The sequence below is a fragment of the Modestobacter sp. SSW1-42 genome, assembly GCF_046635825.1.
Classification (GTDB): Bacteria; Actinomycetota; Actinomycetes; order Mycobacteriales; family Geodermatophilaceae; genus Modestobacter.
Genome location: NZ_JBISCA010000004.1, coordinates 71,791 through 87,898 on the forward strand (window position 1 = coordinate 71,791; position 16,108 = coordinate 87,898).

Genomic DNA, 16,108 nt, shown 5'->3' on the forward strand with positions numbered 1-16,108 from the left:
GCTGCTCAAACGCGTTCAGTCGGGCAGCAGCACGCCCGGGTTGCAGATCCGGGCCGGGTCCAGCTGGGCCTTGACCGCCCGCAGCACGTCCACGCCCGGGGCGCCGGCCACCCCGGTCAGCCACGGCCGGTGGTCGGCGCCGATCCCGGAGTGGTGGGTCAGCGTGCCGCCGGCGGCCAGCACCGCGTCGGTGGCCGCGCGCTTGGCGGTGAGCCACTGCTGCAGCGGCAGGTCGTCGTCCCGGTCGGCCAGCACGGTGAGGGCCAGCGCGGCCCCGGTGGCCCAGGCGGAGGACACCGAGGTGAGCACCAGCGGCCGGCGTCCCGACGTCGACAGTGACCCGACCAGTGACCGGCGCGCCGCGTCGTAGACCGCCGGCAGCTGGGTCCAGGTCGCGGCGGTGTCCAGCTCGGCCACCAGCAGCCCGGCGTCCATCAGCCGGTCGCGCAGGTACGGCGCGGCCGTGCGCGAGCGCAGCCAGGCCTGCCCCGGCCGGCGGCCGAGCCGGGTCGCCCCGCCGTCGCGCAGCACGGAGGCCGCCGCCGAGCGGCGCGCCTGCACGATCGTCGGCAGCCCCGCCCAGCCCACGACCAGCAGACAGCCTCCGCCCTGCCGCCGGGTGCGTGACCGGGCCCGCAGCAGCCGGGCGCCGGGGCCGCGCCCCTGCAGCAGGGTGGCGCGGGTGTCGTCGGGGTCGCCGAGCCGGACGACGTCGGGCAGCAGGTCGTGCCGCGCGAGCCGCTGGAGCGCGGCCAGCCCGGCGGCCCAGGTGCGGAACGACCACCCCTCGTGCACGGTGCGCCGGGGCGCCGGGCGCACCCGCAGCCGCAGCTCGGTGATCACCCCGAGCGTGCCCTCGGAGCCCAGCGCCAGGCCCAGCAGGTCCGGCCCGGCCGTGGTGCCCGGCGTGGTGCCGAGGGTGAGCACGCCGGTCGGGGTGGCCAGGGTCAGTCCGGCGACGAGGTCGGTGAAGCGGCCGGGGCCGGTGGCCGACTGGCCGGCCGAACGGGTCGCCGCGCAGCCGCCCAGGGTGGCGAACTCCCAGCTCCGCGGCGTGTGGCCGAGGGTGAGGCCCTGGGCGGCCAGCGCGGTCTCCAGGTCCGGGCCGCGCAGCCCCGGGCCCACGGTGACCAGCGAGGAGGGGACGTCGACCGCGTGCACGTCGGCCATCCGGCGCAGGTCGACCGCGACCACGGCCCGGTCGTCGACGTCGGTGCCGGGCAGTCCGCCGACGCCGCTGGTGCCGCCCCCGTACGGGACGACGACCACGCCGAGCTGGCTGCAGGAGCGCAGCAGGGCCGCGACCTGGGCGGTGTCGGCGGGGAAGACGACGGCGTCCGGGGCGTCGGAGGCGTCGCCGGCGCGGCGGCGGACCAGGTCCAGGTAGCTGCGCCCGCCGGCGTGGGCCAGCCGCGTCGTGCGGTCGTCGGCCACGTGCTCGGCCCCCAGCAGCGCCACCAGGTGCACCCGGGCAGCCGGGTCGAGGCGGGACGGTGGCAGCTGCACCTCCGCCAGCGGGACCGGCGGGGTCGACCGCGGGGTCCAGCCCAGCTCGCGGGACAGGTGCCGGCGGGCACCCGCGGGCAGCGTCCGGCCGAGGTGGACGTCGGGGGCGAGCTCCAGGACGCCGTCGTCGGTGCCCTCGCGGGCGGCCACCGTGGCGACCCGGCCGGTCGGCGGCCCCCAGCCCTGGACGGTCAGTTCCGGACGCTCGGGCACCTCTGCAGTCTGCCGTGGCGGAGGGCCCCGGGCGGGGAGGTCGCCGTGGCGCCGTCCCACTGTGCGGGAAGGTGGTTCCACTGTTCGGGACGATGGTGCAGGGTGGCGGGGTGGACACCTACACGCACGGGCACGTCGACGCGGTGCTGCAGTCGCACCGCTGGCGCACGGTGGAGAACTCGGCGGCGTACCTGGCGCCGCACCTGCGGCCCGGGCTCGACGTCCTCGACGTCGGCTGCGGGCCCGGCACGATCACCGTCGACCTCGCCGCCCGGGTGGCCCCCGGCCGGGTCGTGGGGCTGGACGTCTCGCCCGCGCCGCTGGACGAGGCCCGTGCGCTGGCCGGGCAGGCGCAGGTGGCCGTCGAGTTCGCCGTCGGCGACGTGTACCGGCTCGCGGCCGACGACGCCTCCTTCGACGTCGTGCACGCCCACCAGGTGCTGCAGCACCTCACCGACCCGGTCGCGGCGCTGCGGGAGATGGCCCGCGTCTGCCGGCCCGGCGGCCTGGTGGCCGTGCGGGACGTCGACTACGCGGCCACCACCTGGTTCCCGGCGTCCGCGGGGCTCGACCGCTGGCTGGAGCTGTACCACCAGGTGGCCCGGCGCAACGGCGCCGAGCCCGACGCCGGCCGCCGGCTGCGGTCCTGGGCGCACGCCGCCGGGCTGCGGGACGTGGTCGCGACCACCGGCGCCTGGTGCTACGCCACGCCGGCCGAGCGCGCGTGGTGGGGGAGGTCGTGGGCCGGCCGGGCGACGGCCTCGGCGTTCGCCGAGCAGGCGGTGGCCTACGGCCTGGCCACCACCGCCGAGCTCGAGGACGTCGCCGCGGCCTGGCTGGACTGGGCGGACGCCGACGACGGCTGGCTCGGCATGCTGCACGGCGAGCTGCTGATCCGGACCGAGGACCCCGCCGCCCCCCACCACCCGCACGCTCGCGGCGGGACCCGGCAGCGGGGCCCGGCCTAGTCGTCCCGGACGCCGGCGGTGGCGGCCTGGCCGACGGCGACCCAGGAGCGCAGCGCGGCGTCGTCGTCCAGGACGCCGGGGTCGACCAGGAGCCAGCCGTCGAGCTCGCGGCCGCGCATCACCATCCGGTCGACACCGTCGGCGGCCACCAGTTCCGTCGCCCGGGCCGGGTCGCAGCGCACCATCAGCCCGCCCCGGCCGCTGACCGCCACCACCATCGCGCCGTCGACCAGGAACGCCAGGCCGCCGAACATCGCCTGCTCGGTGACCCGCGGGTCGGCGGCCAGCTCGGCCCGCAGCCGGTCGGCGAGCTCACGGTCGTACGCCATGCCCCAGCGTCCCGCCCCGCCGCCGTCGCGGGCAAGGGATCAGGCCGCGGCGGGCACCGGTTGCTCGTCGGTGTGCGCGATGTGCCGCAGCGAGCGCCAGATGAGCACCACGAACACCGCCGACCCGGCGAAGGCGAACCAGAACGGGGCGGTCACCCCGCCGTGCTGGGCCAGCACCCCGCCGATCCCGGAGCCGACCACCAGGCCGCCGAAGACGCCGACCTGGTTGACGCTGCCCACCCGACCCTGCAGCTCCAGCGGGACGGCGCGCTGGCGGACCGCGACCGACGTCGTCCCCCAGACGAAGGCGTGCGCGCCGAAGACGAAGAACACCGGCAGCGCCACCCACGGGCTGCGGGTGAGCGCCAGCGCGAGGTGGGTGAGCGTCTCGATGACCAGGCCGATGCGCATCAGGTCGCCCAGGCTCACCCGCCGGGTGATCCAGCCGTAGACCAGCCCGCCGGTGATGCCGCCGGCCGCGCCGACGGTGGTGACCAGCCCGAACCCGATCTCGCCCAGCCCCAGCCGCTCGGTGGCGTAGAGCACCAGCACCGACCAGGCGGCGCCGAAGGTCACGTTGAAGATGGCGATCGTGAGCACCAGCGTGCGCACGGCGGGGTGCGCCACCGCCCAGCGCAGGCCCTCGGCGATGTCGTGCCGCAGGGCGCGCCGCGGCCCGGCGACCGGCTCCCGCGCGGGCAGGACGACGCGGCTGACCAGCACCGCCCCGAGGGCGATGACCACCGCCTGCGCGCCCAGCGCCCAGGCGGCGCCGACGGTGAACAGCACCGCGCCCAGCGGGGGCCCGAGGAGCTGGTTGACGGTGATGAAGCCGGTCTGCAGCCGGGAATTGGCGACCGCGAGGTCCTCCCGCGCGACCAGCACCGCCACCAGGGTCTGGGAGCTGTTGTCGGCGAACACCTCGGCGGTGGCCAGCACGAACAGCGCGGCGAGCACCACGACGATCGACACCCGGTCGGTGGCCACGGCCAGGGTGAGCACGGCCAGCACCGCGGCGCGGGCGGTGTCGACGGTGACGACGATGAGCCGGCGGTCGAGCCGGTCGGTGAGGGCGCCGGCGAGCAGGGAGAACAGCAACGGCGGCAGCCACTGCACCGTCGCGGCGAGGGCGACCAGGAACGCGTCGCGGGTGAGCGAGGCGACCAGCAGCGGCCCGGCCGCCAGCGCGATCCCGTCGCCGAGGTTCGACGTCCAGGACGAGGCGAGCAGCCAGCGGAAGCTCCTGCCCAGGCGAGCCGGGACGACGACCTCAGCGATGCGGCTCACGAGGAGGAGACCCTAGCCGCGTCCCGGCACCGGGTCGTCCGCTTTCCGCTGAGGGCGCACCGGGTCAGGTGGCGACCGGGAAACGGACGTGGGCCTCGAGGGTCTGCAGCGAGCGGTGCATCCCGACGGTGACCGCGCCGAGGGCGAAGAACCCCTCGTCGTCGGCGATCTCCGAGGTGCGCAGCAGGGTGGTGAGCCGGTCCAGCGCGGCGACGGCGTCGGCGATGGCGGCGTCCCGCTCGTCGGGCTCGGTGTCGGTGGCGTGGTACGGGATCCGGACGACGCGGGCCAGCCCGGTCAGCGCGTCGGCGAGCACCCAGCCGGTGGCGCCGTCGACCCGGTCCAGCCCGCGCCGGTGCGGCTCGAACTCCACCACCAGGTCGGTGAGGTCGTCGACCAGGACCGCGACCCGGTCCAGCGCGCGGGACTGCTCGCGGATGCTGCCGGCGGTGCCCTGCCAGTGGCGGGCCCGCGGGTTCGCCCGCCGCGCCCGCTCGACCCGGGCCTCGGCGCTGCGCATCCGGTCCAGCGCGCCGCCGAGGACCTCGGTGCGCTGGGCCCAGGCATCCGGCGCCGGGATCCGGCCGGTGCGCAGCCCGGCGGCCATCTCCTCCAGGTGCCCGGCGAGCAGCTCCCGGGTCGTGGCGATCCGCTGGACCGCGGTGGTCAGCTGCAGCGGCGGGAACAGCACGGTGGTCACCAGCACGCCCACCGCGGCGCCGAGCAGGGTGAGCCCGGCGTAGCGGACGGCGTACTCGGTCGGGTCCGAGGTGCCCACGGTGATCATCAGGACGGCGGCGAAGCTGACCCAGCTGGCCTGCTCGCGCAGCAGCCGCCACTGCTCCACCGCGATGGCCAGCGCCACGATGAGCCCGATGGTGAGCGTGTCGGGCAGGGCGCGGGTCACCTCGTGCACGGCCACGGCCAGGCCGAAGCCGATCAGGATCGCCAGCACGCTGCGCCAGGCGGCCGACGCGGAGTCCGCGACGGTGGGGGAGACGGCGATGATCGCGCCCAGCGGGGCGTAGTAGGCGTAGGCCGACAGCGCGGGGGGCAGCAGCAGCGCCGCCTGCCAGGCCAGGGCCGCGGCCAGCGCCGCCCGGATGCCGCGCTGGACCCACGGCTGCTGCAGCACCCCGATCACCCGACCCATCCCGCCAGCATGCGTCCCCGGCCGGCCGGTCCGCCGCAGGACCGGCCGTGACGTCCGTCCCGGCGGGGTGGTGTCAGCGCCGGTCGGGCCCTGCCCCCAGGTGGGGGCAGGGCCCGACTCGCCCCGGGTGGGGCGGTGGCGTCAGCCGCCCTGGCGGGCGGCGTTGGCCTGGACGGCGGTGCTGACGTACCGGGCCAGGCCGGGAGCGACCTGCTCGTAGTGCGCGGTGAACCGCGGGTCCTCCACGTACATCCGGCCCAGGCCGGCGTGCACCTCGGGCGAGCAGTCGTAGAAGTGCCGGGTGATCTGCTGCCGGTGCTCCTCGGCGAGGTCCATGGCGGCGGCCGAGTCGGCGGCCACCCCGGCGGCGAGGGCGGCGGCGAAGCGGCGCTCGACGTCGTCGGTCTCGGCCTTGACCCGCAGCCAGTCCTCCTTGGCCATCGCCGCCGTCCGGCGCTGCGACTGCGCCCATGCCTCGGTCTCGCCCCACCGCTCCTCGGCCTCGGCGGCGTGCTCCTCCGGGAGCCGGTCGCCGAACACCTCGAACCGTTCCTCCGGGGTCAGGGAGATCCCCATCTGCCGTGCCTCCATCTCCTTCTCCACGGCGGCGACCATCGCCGCGGTGGCCTCGAGCCGGTCCCGCAGCAGCCGGTGCTGCCGGCGCAGGTGCTCCGCGGGGTCGGCGTCGGGGTCGTCCAGCAGGGTCGCGGCCTCCTCGAGGGGGAACCCGAGCCCGCGGTAGACCAGCACCTGGTGCAACCGGTCCAGGTCGTGGACGTCGTAGCGGCGGTGGCCCGCCGCCGTCCGTCCGCTGGGCCGCAGCAGCCCGATGCGGTCGTAGTGGTGCAGCGTGCGCACCGTGACCCCGGTCAGCCGGGCCAGCTCGCCCACCGTCCAGCTCATCGCCCCTCCTCTCCTGACGCCGACCAGGCAACAGCCTGACGTCGCGTCAGGGTCAAGCGCCGTTTCGGACGACGGGACGACGGGGCACCCCCGGGGCATGGCCGACCTCGCTCCCGTCCCCGCCGACGACCCCTTCCCCCGCCAGCGGGTGCGCCTGGGCCGCGAGGAGGACCACGAGCTGGAGCTCGCCTACGTCGACGTCGGGCACGGCGACCCGATCGTCTTCCTGCACGGCAACCCGACCTCGTCGTACCTGTGGCGCAACGTCGTCCCGCACGTGCAGCAGCTGGGCCGGTGCATCGCGGTCGACCTGATCGGCATGGGGGAGTCGAGCAGGCTGCCGCACCCGGGCCCGGGCAGCTACTCCTTCGACCGGCACGCGCAGCTGCTGGCCGCGTTCCTGGAGAAGATCGAGGTCACCGGCCGCGTCGTCCTCGTCGGGTCCGAGTGGGGGTCGGCGCTCGCCTTCGACTGGGCGCGCAGCAACCCCGGCGCGGTGCGCGGCATCGCGTTCATGGAGCCCGTCGTCCAGCCGGTCATCTGGGCCGACGTCCCCGACGACACCAAGCGGCTGTACCAGCAGCTGCGCGGGCCCGACGGCGAGCAGTACGCGCTGCAGGGCGACGTCGTGGTCGAGGAGCTGCTGCCGGCGTCCGTGCTGCGCGGGCTGTCCGCCCAGGCCCACGACCGGTACCGGCGGCCCTTCCTGGACCCCGCCGACCGCTGGCCGACGCTGGAGTGGGTCCGGCAGCTGCCGGTCGACCACGTGCCGCCGGGCGTGCACGACGTCGTCGACCGGGCCGGGCAGTGGCTGGCGCACAGCCCGGTGCCCAAGCTGTTCGTCGACACCGAGCCGCCCGCCCAGCGCTCCTACCGGATGCGCCGGGTGGTGCGCCGCTGGCCGGCGCTCACCGAGGTCGCCCTGCCGGCCGGTCGGCTGGTCGCCGAGGACGCCCCCGACGCGCTGGGCCGCGCGCTGGCCGACTGGATCCCGACCCTGGCCTGAGCGGGGTGGACCCGCCGCCGTCACGGCGGCGGGTCCACCCCGCGTCAGCCGTGGCGGCCGGAGCCCTGGCGCTCGTGTCGGATCTGGGTCATCGCCTCGTTGGCCGAGGCGATGAGCGACTCCGCGGTCGAGGCACGCCCGGACAGGGCCACCCCGACGCTGAGCCGGACCCGGTGCGCGACGTCCGGGCGGGGGCGCAGCGGCTCGTCGAAGGCCGAGGCGATCCGGCGTGCGATGCCCTGCGCGTCGTCGGCGTCGGTGATGCCGGGGCAGAGCACGACGAAGGTCTGGGCGCTGATCCGGGCGACCACGTCGCCCTGCCGCACCGCGGTGACCAGCCGGCCGGCGGCCTCGGCGCGCGCGGCGTCGGCGACCGCCCGGCCGCGGACGTCCTCCAGGGCGGTGATGCCGTCGAGGTTGCAGGAGAGCACGCCCAGCAGGCCGGTGGTCGGCCCGGACGCGGCGAGCGCGAGCTCGAGCCGGTCGATGAGCAGGCTGCGCACCGGCAGCCCGGTGAGCGGGTCCGGGACCGTCCGCTGCCGCAGCCGCTGTGCGAACTGACGCTGGGCGGCGATCACGGCCGCCGTCTGCACCAGCACGTCCTGCGACTCCTCGAGCCGAATGGTGTCCATGACCCCTCCTGTCCCGCGCGGCCGGGTCCCGGCCTCCTCACCTCCCAGGTCGGCAGGGTGGCGGGCGCACTTGAGGCACGCGGGGGCCGGTGACCCGAAGGAGGGTGGCCGCCGGCTCAGTCGGGCAGCGAGCGGGCCTGGGCGAGGGCGGCGTCCTCCGCGGCCACGACGGTCGCGGCGGTCGCGGCGCGCTCGGCGGACGTGCGCAGCCGCATCCAGGCGCGGAACGCCCGGCCGAAGGCCTCGACCTCCCGGCTGCGTCGCGGCTCGGGCGGCAGCGGCTCACCGGGGTGCAGCCGGGCGTGCACGGTCGCGTACCGCCGCCGGTCCTGCCGCGCGTGCGCGGCGGCCAGCATGCGGACGGCGTCGTCGCTGTCCATCGGGCTCCTCTCGCGTCGGGGCCGGCGTCAGCCTGCCAGCGCCCGGACGGTCTCGACCAGCGCGACCGCAGCGAACACCACGAACAGCCCCGCGGCGACCCGGTGCAGCAGCGCGAGCGGCAGCCGGTCGGCCAGCTTGCGGCCCAGGAAGGCGGCCAGCCCGGAGATCACCAGCAGCGCGGCCCAGGAACCGACGAACACCGACACCGGCTCGGCGTAGCGGGCCGCCAGCCCCGCGGTGGCCAGCTGGGACAGGTCGCCCCACTCGGCGGCGAACAGGACGCCGAAGGAGATCGCGGCCGCGCGCACGAACGAGGTGCGCTCCCGCGGCTGGACCGCCTCGCCGGCGTCCTCCCCACCGGACCGCGCCTCCCGCCACAGCAGCACCGCGCCGATGAGGAACAGCACCGCGACGACGCCGCTGACCAGCGCCCCCGGCAGCAGCGACAGCAGGCTGCCCGCGGTGACCGCGATGGCGGTCTGCAGGCCGAACGCCGCGCCGACGCCGACGAACACCGGCAGCGGTGGGAACCGGGTGGCCAGCACCAGGGTGGCGAAGAGCGTCTTGTCCGGCAGCTCGACGGGCAGGATCAGCACGAAGGCGGCCAGCACGACCGACAGGACCACGGGGAGCTCTTCTCTGTGCGCGCGCCACCGGGCGAGGGCACAGGGCTGCCTTCGACCGGCAGCACCGAGGGGTGTCTGCAGGGTCGAAGGTCTCGCCCACCCGCACCGGTGCGGGCCCGTTGACCGGGCGCGCGAGCGCGCCAGCATGTCGACCAACGGTCGGGGGGCTACTCCCCTTCTCGCCCGCGAGCCTACCCGACGTCGTCGGGCGCCCGGTTCAGCGCGCGGTGCGGCGGGCGATGCGGGCGGCGAACACCCCGGCCGACCAGCCGTTGTCGATGCTGCTGACGACCACGCCGGGGGCGGCGGAGTTGAGCATGGTCAGCAGCGCGCCGAACCCGCCGAAGGAGGCGCCGGCCCCCGCCGACGTCGGGACGGCGACCACCGGCACCTCGGTCAGCCCGCTGACCACGCTGGCCAGCGCGGCGTCCAGGCCCGCGACGACGACCAGGCAGTCGACGTCGGTGAGCAGCGCGGGGTCGGCCAGCAGCGGGCGGATGCGGCTGCCGCCGACGTCGTCCACCCGGACGACGTCGGCGCCGCTCACCCGGGCGACGAAGGCGGCCTCCGCGGCGATCGGGGTGTCGCCGCTGCTGGCGCACAGCACGCCGACCCGGCCGCGCGGCTCGGGCACCGGGCCGACCGCGGCCGACATCGCCGCGGCGTCCATGGTCGTGTACGCGTCGTGCTCGCTGGCCAGCGCGACGAGGGTGTCGGCGCTGGCGCGGACGACGACCGCCGGGTGGTCGGGGTGGTCGCGGCGCGCCTCGCGCACCAGCGCCAGGACCTGCTCGGTGCTGCGGCCGGTGCCCCAGATGACGTCCGGGCCGGCGGGCACGCCGAGCTCACGGGCCACCGGCGCGGGCGGGGTGACCGGCGGGCCCACGGGTGCGGCGGGCACCGGCTCGGCAGCCGCGGGAGCCGGCTCGGCCGGACCGATCCGTCGCCCGGCGGGGCGGCGCAGCGGCCCACCGAACAGCTCGTCGAGCGGGGTGCGGGTGCGGGCCTGCCCGTCGACGGGCGCGGGACCGGTCGCCTCGGCGGGGGACTCGTCGTCGGGCTCGACCAGCAGGCCGGCGAAGCCACCGGCCGCGTCGGCGGGGTCGCCGTCGTGCTCGTCGGGGCCGTCGAACCGCGGGGAGACCGTCACGCCGCCGACGATAGGCGCCGCGACCGCCTCCACCGCCGCCTCGATCGGCGTGTCGACGGCCGCGCCCGCGGTGCCCTCGATCGTGGCCGCGGTGTCCTCGGCGGCCCGGGTCTGGGTGACCCCCGACAGTCGGACGACGCGGTCGCGGCCGGCCCGCTTGGCGTCGTAGAGGACGCCGTCGGCGGCGGCGAACAGGGTGCGCCGGTCGTCGCCGCGCGCGGCCTGGGCGATGCCGACGCTGATCCGCACCGGCACGCTCACGCCCAGCGCCGACCAGTCGTGCGCGGCGATGGAGCGGCGGATGCGCTCCATCGCCCGCTCGGCCTGCTCGGCGGTGGTGTCGGGCAGCAGGATGACGAACTCGTCGCCGGCCCAGCGGCACACCTCGTCGTTGCCGCGGCAGCCCTCGACCAGCAGCTGGCCGACCGCGCGCAGCACCGCGTCACCGCCCGGGTGGCCGGCGGCGTCGTTGATCGCCTTGAACCGGTCGATGTCGACGACCGCGAGCGCCGGGGCGGACCCGGCCGACAGCAGGCCGTCGAGGCGCGCCTCGGCGTAGCGGCGGTTGGGCAGGTGGGTCAGCGGGTCCTCGTAGGCCTGCCGGCGCAGCTGCCCGGCGGCCCGCTCGGTCTCCAGCAGGCTCTTGCGCCGGCCGAACAGCTCGACCCAGCGGGTGCGCCGCTCGTCGACCCGGTCCAGCTCGTCGGCGAGGTAGGCCTGCAGGTAGGGCAGTGCCCGGGCGGCGTCGTCGAGGTCGGCGTGCAGCGTGCACAGCTCGCGCAGCGCGGCCCGGCGCAGCCGCGGCAGGCCGTGCTCGGTGGCGAGCGTGAGGGCGGTGGCCAGGTGGTCGTCGGCGGCCCGGGGGTCGCCGCCCCGGCGCAGCGCGCGCCCGAGGCCGAGCTCGGCGGAGGCCAGCAGCGCCCGGTCCTCGCCCGTGCGCCCGACGACCGTGCGCAGCACCGACGCCGCGGCGTCGTGCTCGCCCAGCCCGACCAGCGCCCAGCCGTGCACGACCCGGGCGTCGAGCACGCCGGCGTCGGTGGGCGGCAGCTGGTCCAGCGCCCGGACGGCGAGGTCGCGGGCCTCGGCGAAGTGCGGGGCGGCGGCCTCGGTGCCGCCGTCCTCCAGGAGGCCCTCGCCGACCTCGGCGCACAGCGCGGCCAGCCGGGTGGAGGTCTCCCCGGCCAGCGCCGCGAGCAGCTCCCGGTCGGCGGGGTCGTCGTCGTCGGTCGCGCGGCCGGCCAGGCCGGCGGCGACGTCGGCGGCGCGGCGCTGGTAGTCCAGGGCCAGCGGCATGAGTTCGAGGTCGGCCAGGACGGCGGCCAGCGAGCCCAGCGTGTGCACCAGCAGCGGGCTGGGCGGCAGGCCCGGGTCGAGCAGGCTGGCGGCCTCGACCGCCTCGTCCATCGCGGCGTCGACGCGGCGGGACAGCAGCTCGATGCGCGCGTGCCGGGCCAGGCCGGCGGCGCGCTGCAGGTCGTCGTCCTGGGCGTCGAAGGCCGCGCGGGCCGAACGCACCAGCGAGATCGCCAGCGCGGCGTGGGTGGCCGACTCGGACCGGGTGTCGCGGTCGACGGGCACGTCGGAGAGCGGGCCGGTGTCGCCGTGCAGGTCGAGCGGGCCCTCCTGCTCGGGGCCGCCGTCGACGAGCGGGTCGCCGAGCAGTGAGTAGCCGGCCAGCCGCAGCCGGCGCACCAGCAGCTCGGCGCGCAGGGTGTCGGCCCAGGCGCGGGCCAGCGACGTCAGCGGGGCGGCGGCCCGGTCGGCGGCGGTGACCTCGCCCTCGACCTCGCGGAGCAGCGCCTCGGCGCTGTCGAGCTGCCAGCTGGCCAGGGCTGAGCTCACCTGCTGGTGCAGGGGACCGGGTGGCACGAGGGCACTCTGCCCGGTGAGCGGCGCGCTGTCACGCCCCGGGGTCGGACCGCTACGGCGCCGCCGCACACCCGCCTCACCCGCCCCACGAGGGCGCAGCAGGCTCACGAGGCGACCTCGCCGTCCTCGAAGGCCCAGCCGGGCCGGCGGGCCGAGGTGCTGAGCACCTCGGCGACCAGCTCGTCGATCGACCCGGCCGGCCGCGCCACCGCCGCCGGGGGGCGGGTGCCGCCGAGCGCGGCGCGCACCCGGTTGCGGCCGCTGCTCTTGGCGCCGAACAGGTGCAGGTCGGCGTTCTCGAACAGCTCGCGCCACGACCGCGGGCCGGTCGCGCCGTCGGGGCTGGCGCTGGCCACGCCGATGCTCACCGTCACCCGCACCGGGACGCCCATGTCGCCCCAGTCGGCGTCGGCGATGGCGGTGCGCAGCCGCTCCATGGCGACGACGGCCTGCGCCTGGGTGGTGTCGGGCAGGACGACGACGAACTCGTCACCGGCCCAGCGGAAGACCTCGTCACCGGTGCGGCTGTGCCGGCGCAGCAGCTCGGCCACCCGGCGCAGCACCTCGTCGCCGTGCTGGTGGGAGTTCTCGTCGTTGACCGACTTGAACCCGTCGACGTCGACCACGGCCAGCGACACCGGCTCCCGGCCGATCCTGAGGTCGTCCATCCGGTGCTCGGCGCTGCGCCGGTTGCCCAGCCCGGTGAGGGTGTCCTCGAGGGCGTGCCGGCGGAGCACCGCGGTCTGCCGCTCGGCCTCGCGCAGCCGGCTGCGCCGCACGAACATCTCCGCCCACAGCTCGCGCCCGTACAGGTGCGTGCGGCTGGTCTCGGCCCGGTAGGCCTCCAGCCAGTGCAGCGCCTCGGTGGTGTGGCCCAGCGCGGCGCTGGCCTGGCCGAGCTCGAGCAGGCACTGCCGGTACCGCCGCCGGTCGCCGACCGCGGCGAAGGCGCCGGAGGCCGTCACCAGCCGCTGCACCGCCTCGTCGCCCTGCGGGTGGTCGGGGTCCAGGTCGACCGCGCACCGCTTCGACAGCAGCCGGGCCAGCACCAGGTCGGTGTAGCCGGTGAGCCAGGTGCGCACCTCGCCGGTGGTCAGGTGCCGCTGCACCCGCCGCAGCGGGGGGAGGGCGTCGTCGAGCCGGCCGGCCAGGGTCAGCGCCCAGGCCTGGACGACGTCGAGCAGGTCCAGGTCGTCGTCGGAGGGCTCCCACGCCAGCTCGCGGGCCGCGGTCGCGCAGCGCAGGGCGACCGCGGCGAGCTCGCGGGAGCGCGGCAGGTCGCCGCGACGGTGCACGGTCTGGGCCAGCTCGGCGTGCTGCTGGGCGGCCAGCCGCAACAGCTGCCACCGGTCGCCGAGGTCGGGCAGGGCGGCCGCGACCCGGGCGCCGGCCAGCGCCTGGTCGATCGCGAGCTCCTCGAGGTCGAGCCGGGTCAGCGCCATCGACAGCCACAGGTGCGCCTGGTGCAGCTGCCGGCTGGGCGCCTCGGGGGCGACCTGGTCGGCGAGCAGGCTGGCGTCGACGGCCAGGTGCAGGGCGGCGTCGAAGCGGTCCGCGACCGCCTCCAGGTGCGCCAGGTAGGCCAGTCCCAGGGCGTGCTCGGCGGTGGGCAGGCAGCGCTCCAGCTCCGCCCGCGCCACGGTGACGCACTCGCCGGCGCCGTCCCGGTCGCCGGACAGCAGCGCGGCGCGCCCGCTGAAGGCCGCCGACCAGGCCCGCCAGCAGGGCTCGTCGGCGCCGGCCAGGACGCCGCCGGAGGCGGCCAGCTCGGCGGCGAAGACGTGCGCGTGCTCGGTGCCGCTGGCGGCCAGCAGCCGCCAGCGGGCGGTGGCGAGGTCCTCGTCGACGGTCCGGGTTCCCGGGGTCACGCGTCCCTCCACTCAGCGATCACGGGCCGCGACGCACACGTGCCCTGCCGGTGACGAGGCAGCTCCCCCCGCAACGGGCGCCCGGCAGGAGCCGGGACCCGGTACGGCCGCACTACCCTCACCGGATGCCGAGTGCAGTTCGCAGCACAGCGCCGACGAGGTTCGCCTATCTGGGGCCCGAGGGTACCTTCGCCGAGGCCGCGCTCCGCATCCTCGTGGCCGCGCTGGGGACGGCCGCCCCGGCCGAGGGGGAGGACCGCCCGGCGGCGAGCATCCCCGCGGCGCTGGAGTCCGTCCGGGCCGGCGAGTGCGCCGCGGCCCTGGTGCCGCTGGAGAACTCGGTCGAGGGCTCGGTCCCGGCCACCATGGACGGCCTGGTCGACGGCGCCCCCCTGGTGGTCACTCGCGAGGTGTTCCTGGAGGTGGGCTTCGTGCTCGCCGTCCGGCCCGGGGTGGCGCTGGCCGACGTGCGCACCGTGGCCAGCCACCCGCACGCGCTGGCGCAGACCCGCGGCCGGCTCGCCGGGCTGCTCCCCGGCGCCGACGTCCTCCCGACGTCCTCGACCGCCGACGCCGCCCGCCGGGTCGCCGCCGGTGAGCACGACGCCGCCGTCTGCGCGGCCATCGCCGCCGAGCGGTACGGCCTGACGGCGCTGGCGACCGACCTGGCCGACCACCCCGGCGCGGTCACCCGCTTCGTGCTCGTCGAGCGCCCGGGGGCGCTGCCGCCGTCCACCGGCGCGGACAAGACGACCGTCACCGCCGTCGTGCCCGACCGCACCGGCGCCCTGCTCGACCTGCTCACCGAGTTCGCCGTGCGGGGGATCAGCCTCACCCGGATCGAGTCCCGGCCGACCCGCGAGCGGCTGGGCGTCTACTCGTTCTCCATCGACTGCGAGGGCCACGTGGCCGACGCCCGGGTGGGCGACGCGCTGGCGGCGCTGCACCGGCTGTCGGCGGAGGTGCGCTTCCTGGGCTCCTACCCGCGGGCCGACGCGCTGGCCGGCAAGCCGGTCGCCGAGCGGGTCGGCGACGCCGCCTTCGCCGATGCGCAGGCCTGGCTGGCCCGGGTGCGCGAGGGTGCGGCGGGCTGACGCCCGCTCCTCACCTGTGCTGATCACCGCCACGGTCACCCAGTGTGCCGCCCCGAGGACGCTGGGCAAACCCCCTGGCGGACCGATCCGTCACGTCGACAGCGAGGGGTTCGCCCGGTCGCCGTCCCGGGCACGGGGAGCGCATGGCGCAGCACTGGGTGGCGACGGACTTCGGCGGGCTCGACGTGTTCCGGCTGGTGGACGTCGACGTCCCGGCGCCCGGCCCCGGTGAGGTGACGATCGCGGTGACCGCCGCGGGCATGAACCCCGCCGACTCCAAGCACGTCGCCCGGCCCGGTGACCGCGACCAGCTGCCGATCGCGATCGGCTACGAGGTGGCCGGGCGGGTCACCGCGCTCGGCCCGGACACCGAGATCGCCTCCGGCGGCGGCGAGGTCGGCGACGAGGTGCTCGCCTTCCGGATCAGCGGCGGCTACGCCACCGAGGTCACTGTGCCGGCGTCCGCGGTCTTCGCCCGGCCGCCGGCGCTCGCTCCCGAGGAGGCGGCGAACCTGCTGCTCGCCGGGACGACGGCGGCGGAGATGCTGCACGTGTCAGGCGTGCGGGAGGGTGACACGGTGCTGCTGCACGGCGCGTCGGGCGCGGTCGGGGTGAGCGTGCTCCAGCAGGCGGCGCTGCTCGGCGCCCGGGTGGTCGGCACGGCGGGGGAGGGCAGCGCCGACGTCGTCCGCCGGTTCGGGGGCGAACCGGTGCGCTACGGCGACGGGCTGGCCGACCGGGTGCGCGCGCTGGCGCCCGAGGGGGTGGCCGCCGCGCTGGACGCCGTGGGCACCGACGAGGCCGTCGACGTCTCGCTGGAGCTGGTCGCCGACCGGCAGCGGATCGTCACCATCGCCGCGATGGGCCGGGCCGAGCGCGACGGCATCCGGGCCATCCGCGGCGCGATGCCGGCCAGCAAGGCGTTCCGGGACTCCGTGCGGGCCCGGCTGGTCGAGCTGGCCGCGGACGGGGAGCTGGTGGTGCCGGTCGCGCGCACCTTCCCGCTGACCGAGGCGCGGGCCGCCCTGGAGCTGCTGGCCGGTGGCCACCCCGGCGGGAAGCTCGCGCTGCTGCCCTGACGGCCGCGCCGGGTCGGTCGCCGGGTCGGACGAGGCCCGCG

General features: G+C 77.1%; 14 protein-coding genes. 4 read left to right on the top strand and 10 right to left on the bottom strand.

Annotated features, from left to right (window positions below; genetic code table 11):
• Nucleotides 1–15: 15 nt before the first annotated feature.
• Nucleotides 16–1,719, bottom strand: coding sequence for an FAD-binding oxidoreductase (locus tag ACGBYP_RS14675; RefSeq protein ID WP_411585322.1), 1,704 nt, complete (start codon nt 1,717–1,719; stop codon nt 16–18).
• 110 nt (nt 1,720–1,829) lie between these two features.
• Between ACGBYP_RS14675 and ACGBYP_RS14680 the strand changes: the two genes are divergently transcribed.
• A complete protein-coding gene (locus tag ACGBYP_RS14680) occupies nt 1,830–2,687 on the top strand; it encodes a class I SAM-dependent methyltransferase (protein WP_411585324.1) in 858 nt (285 codons plus the stop codon).
• Here the strand turns inward: ACGBYP_RS14680 and ACGBYP_RS14685 are convergent.
• From ACGBYP_RS14685 to ACGBYP_RS14700, 4 genes are all read right to left on the bottom strand, one after another.
• Nucleotides 2,684–3,016, bottom strand: a complete 333-nt coding sequence (locus ACGBYP_RS14685) for a TfoX/Sxy family protein (RefSeq protein ID WP_411585326.1) — start codon at nt 3,014–3,016, stop codon at nt 2,684–2,686. The genes ACGBYP_RS14680 and ACGBYP_RS14685 overlap by 4 nt on opposite strands.
• Before the next feature lie 39 nt (nt 3,017–3,055).
• Nucleotides 3,056–4,303 (bottom strand): MFS transporter, encoded by a 1,248-nt coding sequence (locus ACGBYP_RS14690; protein WP_411585327.1) that lies wholly within the window; start codon nt 4,301–4,303, stop codon nt 3,056–3,058.
• A 64-nt stretch (nt 4,304–4,367) separates the two neighbouring features.
• A complete protein-coding gene (locus ACGBYP_RS14695; protein ID WP_411585329.1) occupies nt 4,368–5,456 on the bottom strand; it encodes an FUSC family protein in 1,089 nt (362 codons plus the stop codon).
• 141 nt (nt 5,457–5,597) lie between these two features.
• The gene (locus ACGBYP_RS14700) at nt 5,598–6,359 is read right to left on the bottom strand and encodes a MerR family transcriptional regulator (protein ID WP_411585330.1); all 762 of its coding nucleotides are present in this window, start codon (nt 6,357–6,359) and stop codon (nt 5,598–5,600) included.
• 97 nt (nt 6,360–6,456) lie between these two features.
• On the opposite strand from ACGBYP_RS14700, the gene ACGBYP_RS14705 reads away from it, so the two are divergent.
• Nucleotides 6,457–7,365, top strand: a complete 909-nt coding sequence (locus ACGBYP_RS14705) for a haloalkane dehalogenase (RefSeq protein ID WP_411585332.1) — start codon at nt 6,457–6,459, stop codon at nt 7,363–7,365.
• 44 nt (nt 7,366–7,409) lie between these two features.
• On the opposite strand, the gene ACGBYP_RS14710 is transcribed toward ACGBYP_RS14705, so the two are convergent.
• The 5 genes from ACGBYP_RS14710 to ACGBYP_RS14730 form a co-directional block, all read right to left on the bottom strand.
• Nucleotides 7,410–7,997: a diguanylate cyclase domain-containing protein gene (locus ACGBYP_RS14710; RefSeq protein WP_411585333.1), complete on the bottom strand. Its 588-nt coding sequence runs from the start codon at nt 7,995–7,997 to the stop codon at nt 7,410–7,412.
• A 116-nt stretch (nt 7,998–8,113) separates the two neighbouring features.
• Nucleotides 8,114–8,377 (bottom strand): hypothetical protein, encoded by a 264-nt coding sequence (locus ACGBYP_RS14715; protein ID WP_411585334.1) that lies wholly within the window; start codon nt 8,375–8,377, stop codon nt 8,114–8,116.
• A gap of 27 nt (nt 8,378–8,404) precedes the next feature.
• Nucleotides 8,405–9,004, bottom strand: a complete 600-nt coding sequence (locus ACGBYP_RS14720; protein WP_411585336.1) for a TMEM165/GDT1 family protein — start codon at nt 9,002–9,004, stop codon at nt 8,405–8,407.
• A gap of 217 nt (nt 9,005–9,221) precedes the next feature.
• Nucleotides 9,222–12,026 carry a diguanylate cyclase domain-containing protein gene (locus ACGBYP_RS14725; RefSeq protein WP_411585338.1) on the bottom strand — a complete coding sequence of 935 codons (2,805 nt, stop codon included), beginning with the start codon at nt 12,024–12,026 and terminating at the stop codon, nt 9,222–9,224.
• A 104-nt stretch (nt 12,027–12,130) separates the two neighbouring features.
• Nucleotides 12,131–13,894 carry a diguanylate cyclase gene (locus ACGBYP_RS14730; protein WP_411585340.1) on the bottom strand — a complete coding sequence of 588 codons (1,764 nt, stop codon included), beginning with the start codon at nt 13,892–13,894 and terminating at the stop codon, nt 12,131–12,133.
• A 125-nt stretch (nt 13,895–14,019) separates the two neighbouring features.
• Between ACGBYP_RS14730 and pheA the strand changes: the two genes are divergently transcribed.
• Both pheA and ACGBYP_RS14740 read left to right on the top strand, forming a co-directional pair.
• A complete protein-coding gene (gene pheA / locus ACGBYP_RS14735) occupies nt 14,020–14,988 on the top strand; it encodes a prephenate dehydratase (protein ID WP_411585341.1) in 969 nt (322 codons plus the stop codon).
• A gap of 143 nt (nt 14,989–15,131) precedes the next feature.
• Nucleotides 15,132–16,067 (top strand): quinone oxidoreductase family protein, encoded by a 936-nt coding sequence (locus ACGBYP_RS14740; RefSeq protein ID WP_411585343.1) that lies wholly within the window; start codon nt 15,132–15,134, stop codon nt 16,065–16,067.
• The last annotated feature ends 41 nt before the right edge of the window (nt 16,068–16,108 follow it).

What these genes read in the sequence shown, in the direction of transcription:
- ACGBYP_RS14715 (WP_411585334.1), bottom strand. Translation starts at nt 8,377, where the DNA reads ATGGACAGCGACGACGCCGTCCGCATGCTGGCCGCCGCGCACGCGCGG.
- ACGBYP_RS14740 (WP_411585343.1), top strand. Translation starts at nt 15,132, where the DNA reads ATGGCGCAGCACTGGGTGGCGACGGACTTCGGCGGGCTCGACGTGTTC.
- ACGBYP_RS14685 (WP_411585326.1), bottom strand. Translation starts at nt 3,016, where the DNA reads ATGGCGTACGACCGTGAGCTCGCCGACCGGCTGCGGGCCGAGCTGGCC.
- pheA (WP_411585341.1), top strand. Translation starts at nt 14,020, where the DNA reads ATGCCGAGTGCAGTTCGCAGCACAGCGCCGACGAGGTTCGCCTATCTG.
- ACGBYP_RS14695 (WP_411585329.1), bottom strand. Translation starts at nt 5,456, where the DNA reads ATGGGTCGGGTGATCGGGGTGCTGCAGCAGCCGTGGGTCCAGCGCGGC.
- ACGBYP_RS14710 (WP_411585333.1), bottom strand. Translation starts at nt 7,997, where the DNA reads ATGGACACCATTCGGCTCGAGGAGTCGCAGGACGTGCTGGTGCAGACG.
- ACGBYP_RS14700 (WP_411585330.1), bottom strand. Translation starts at nt 6,359, where the DNA reads ATGAGCTGGACGGTGGGCGAGCTGGCCCGGCTGACCGGGGTCACGGTG.
- ACGBYP_RS14705 (WP_411585332.1), top strand. Translation starts at nt 6,457, where the DNA reads ATGGCCGACCTCGCTCCCGTCCCCGCCGACGACCCCTTCCCCCGCCAG.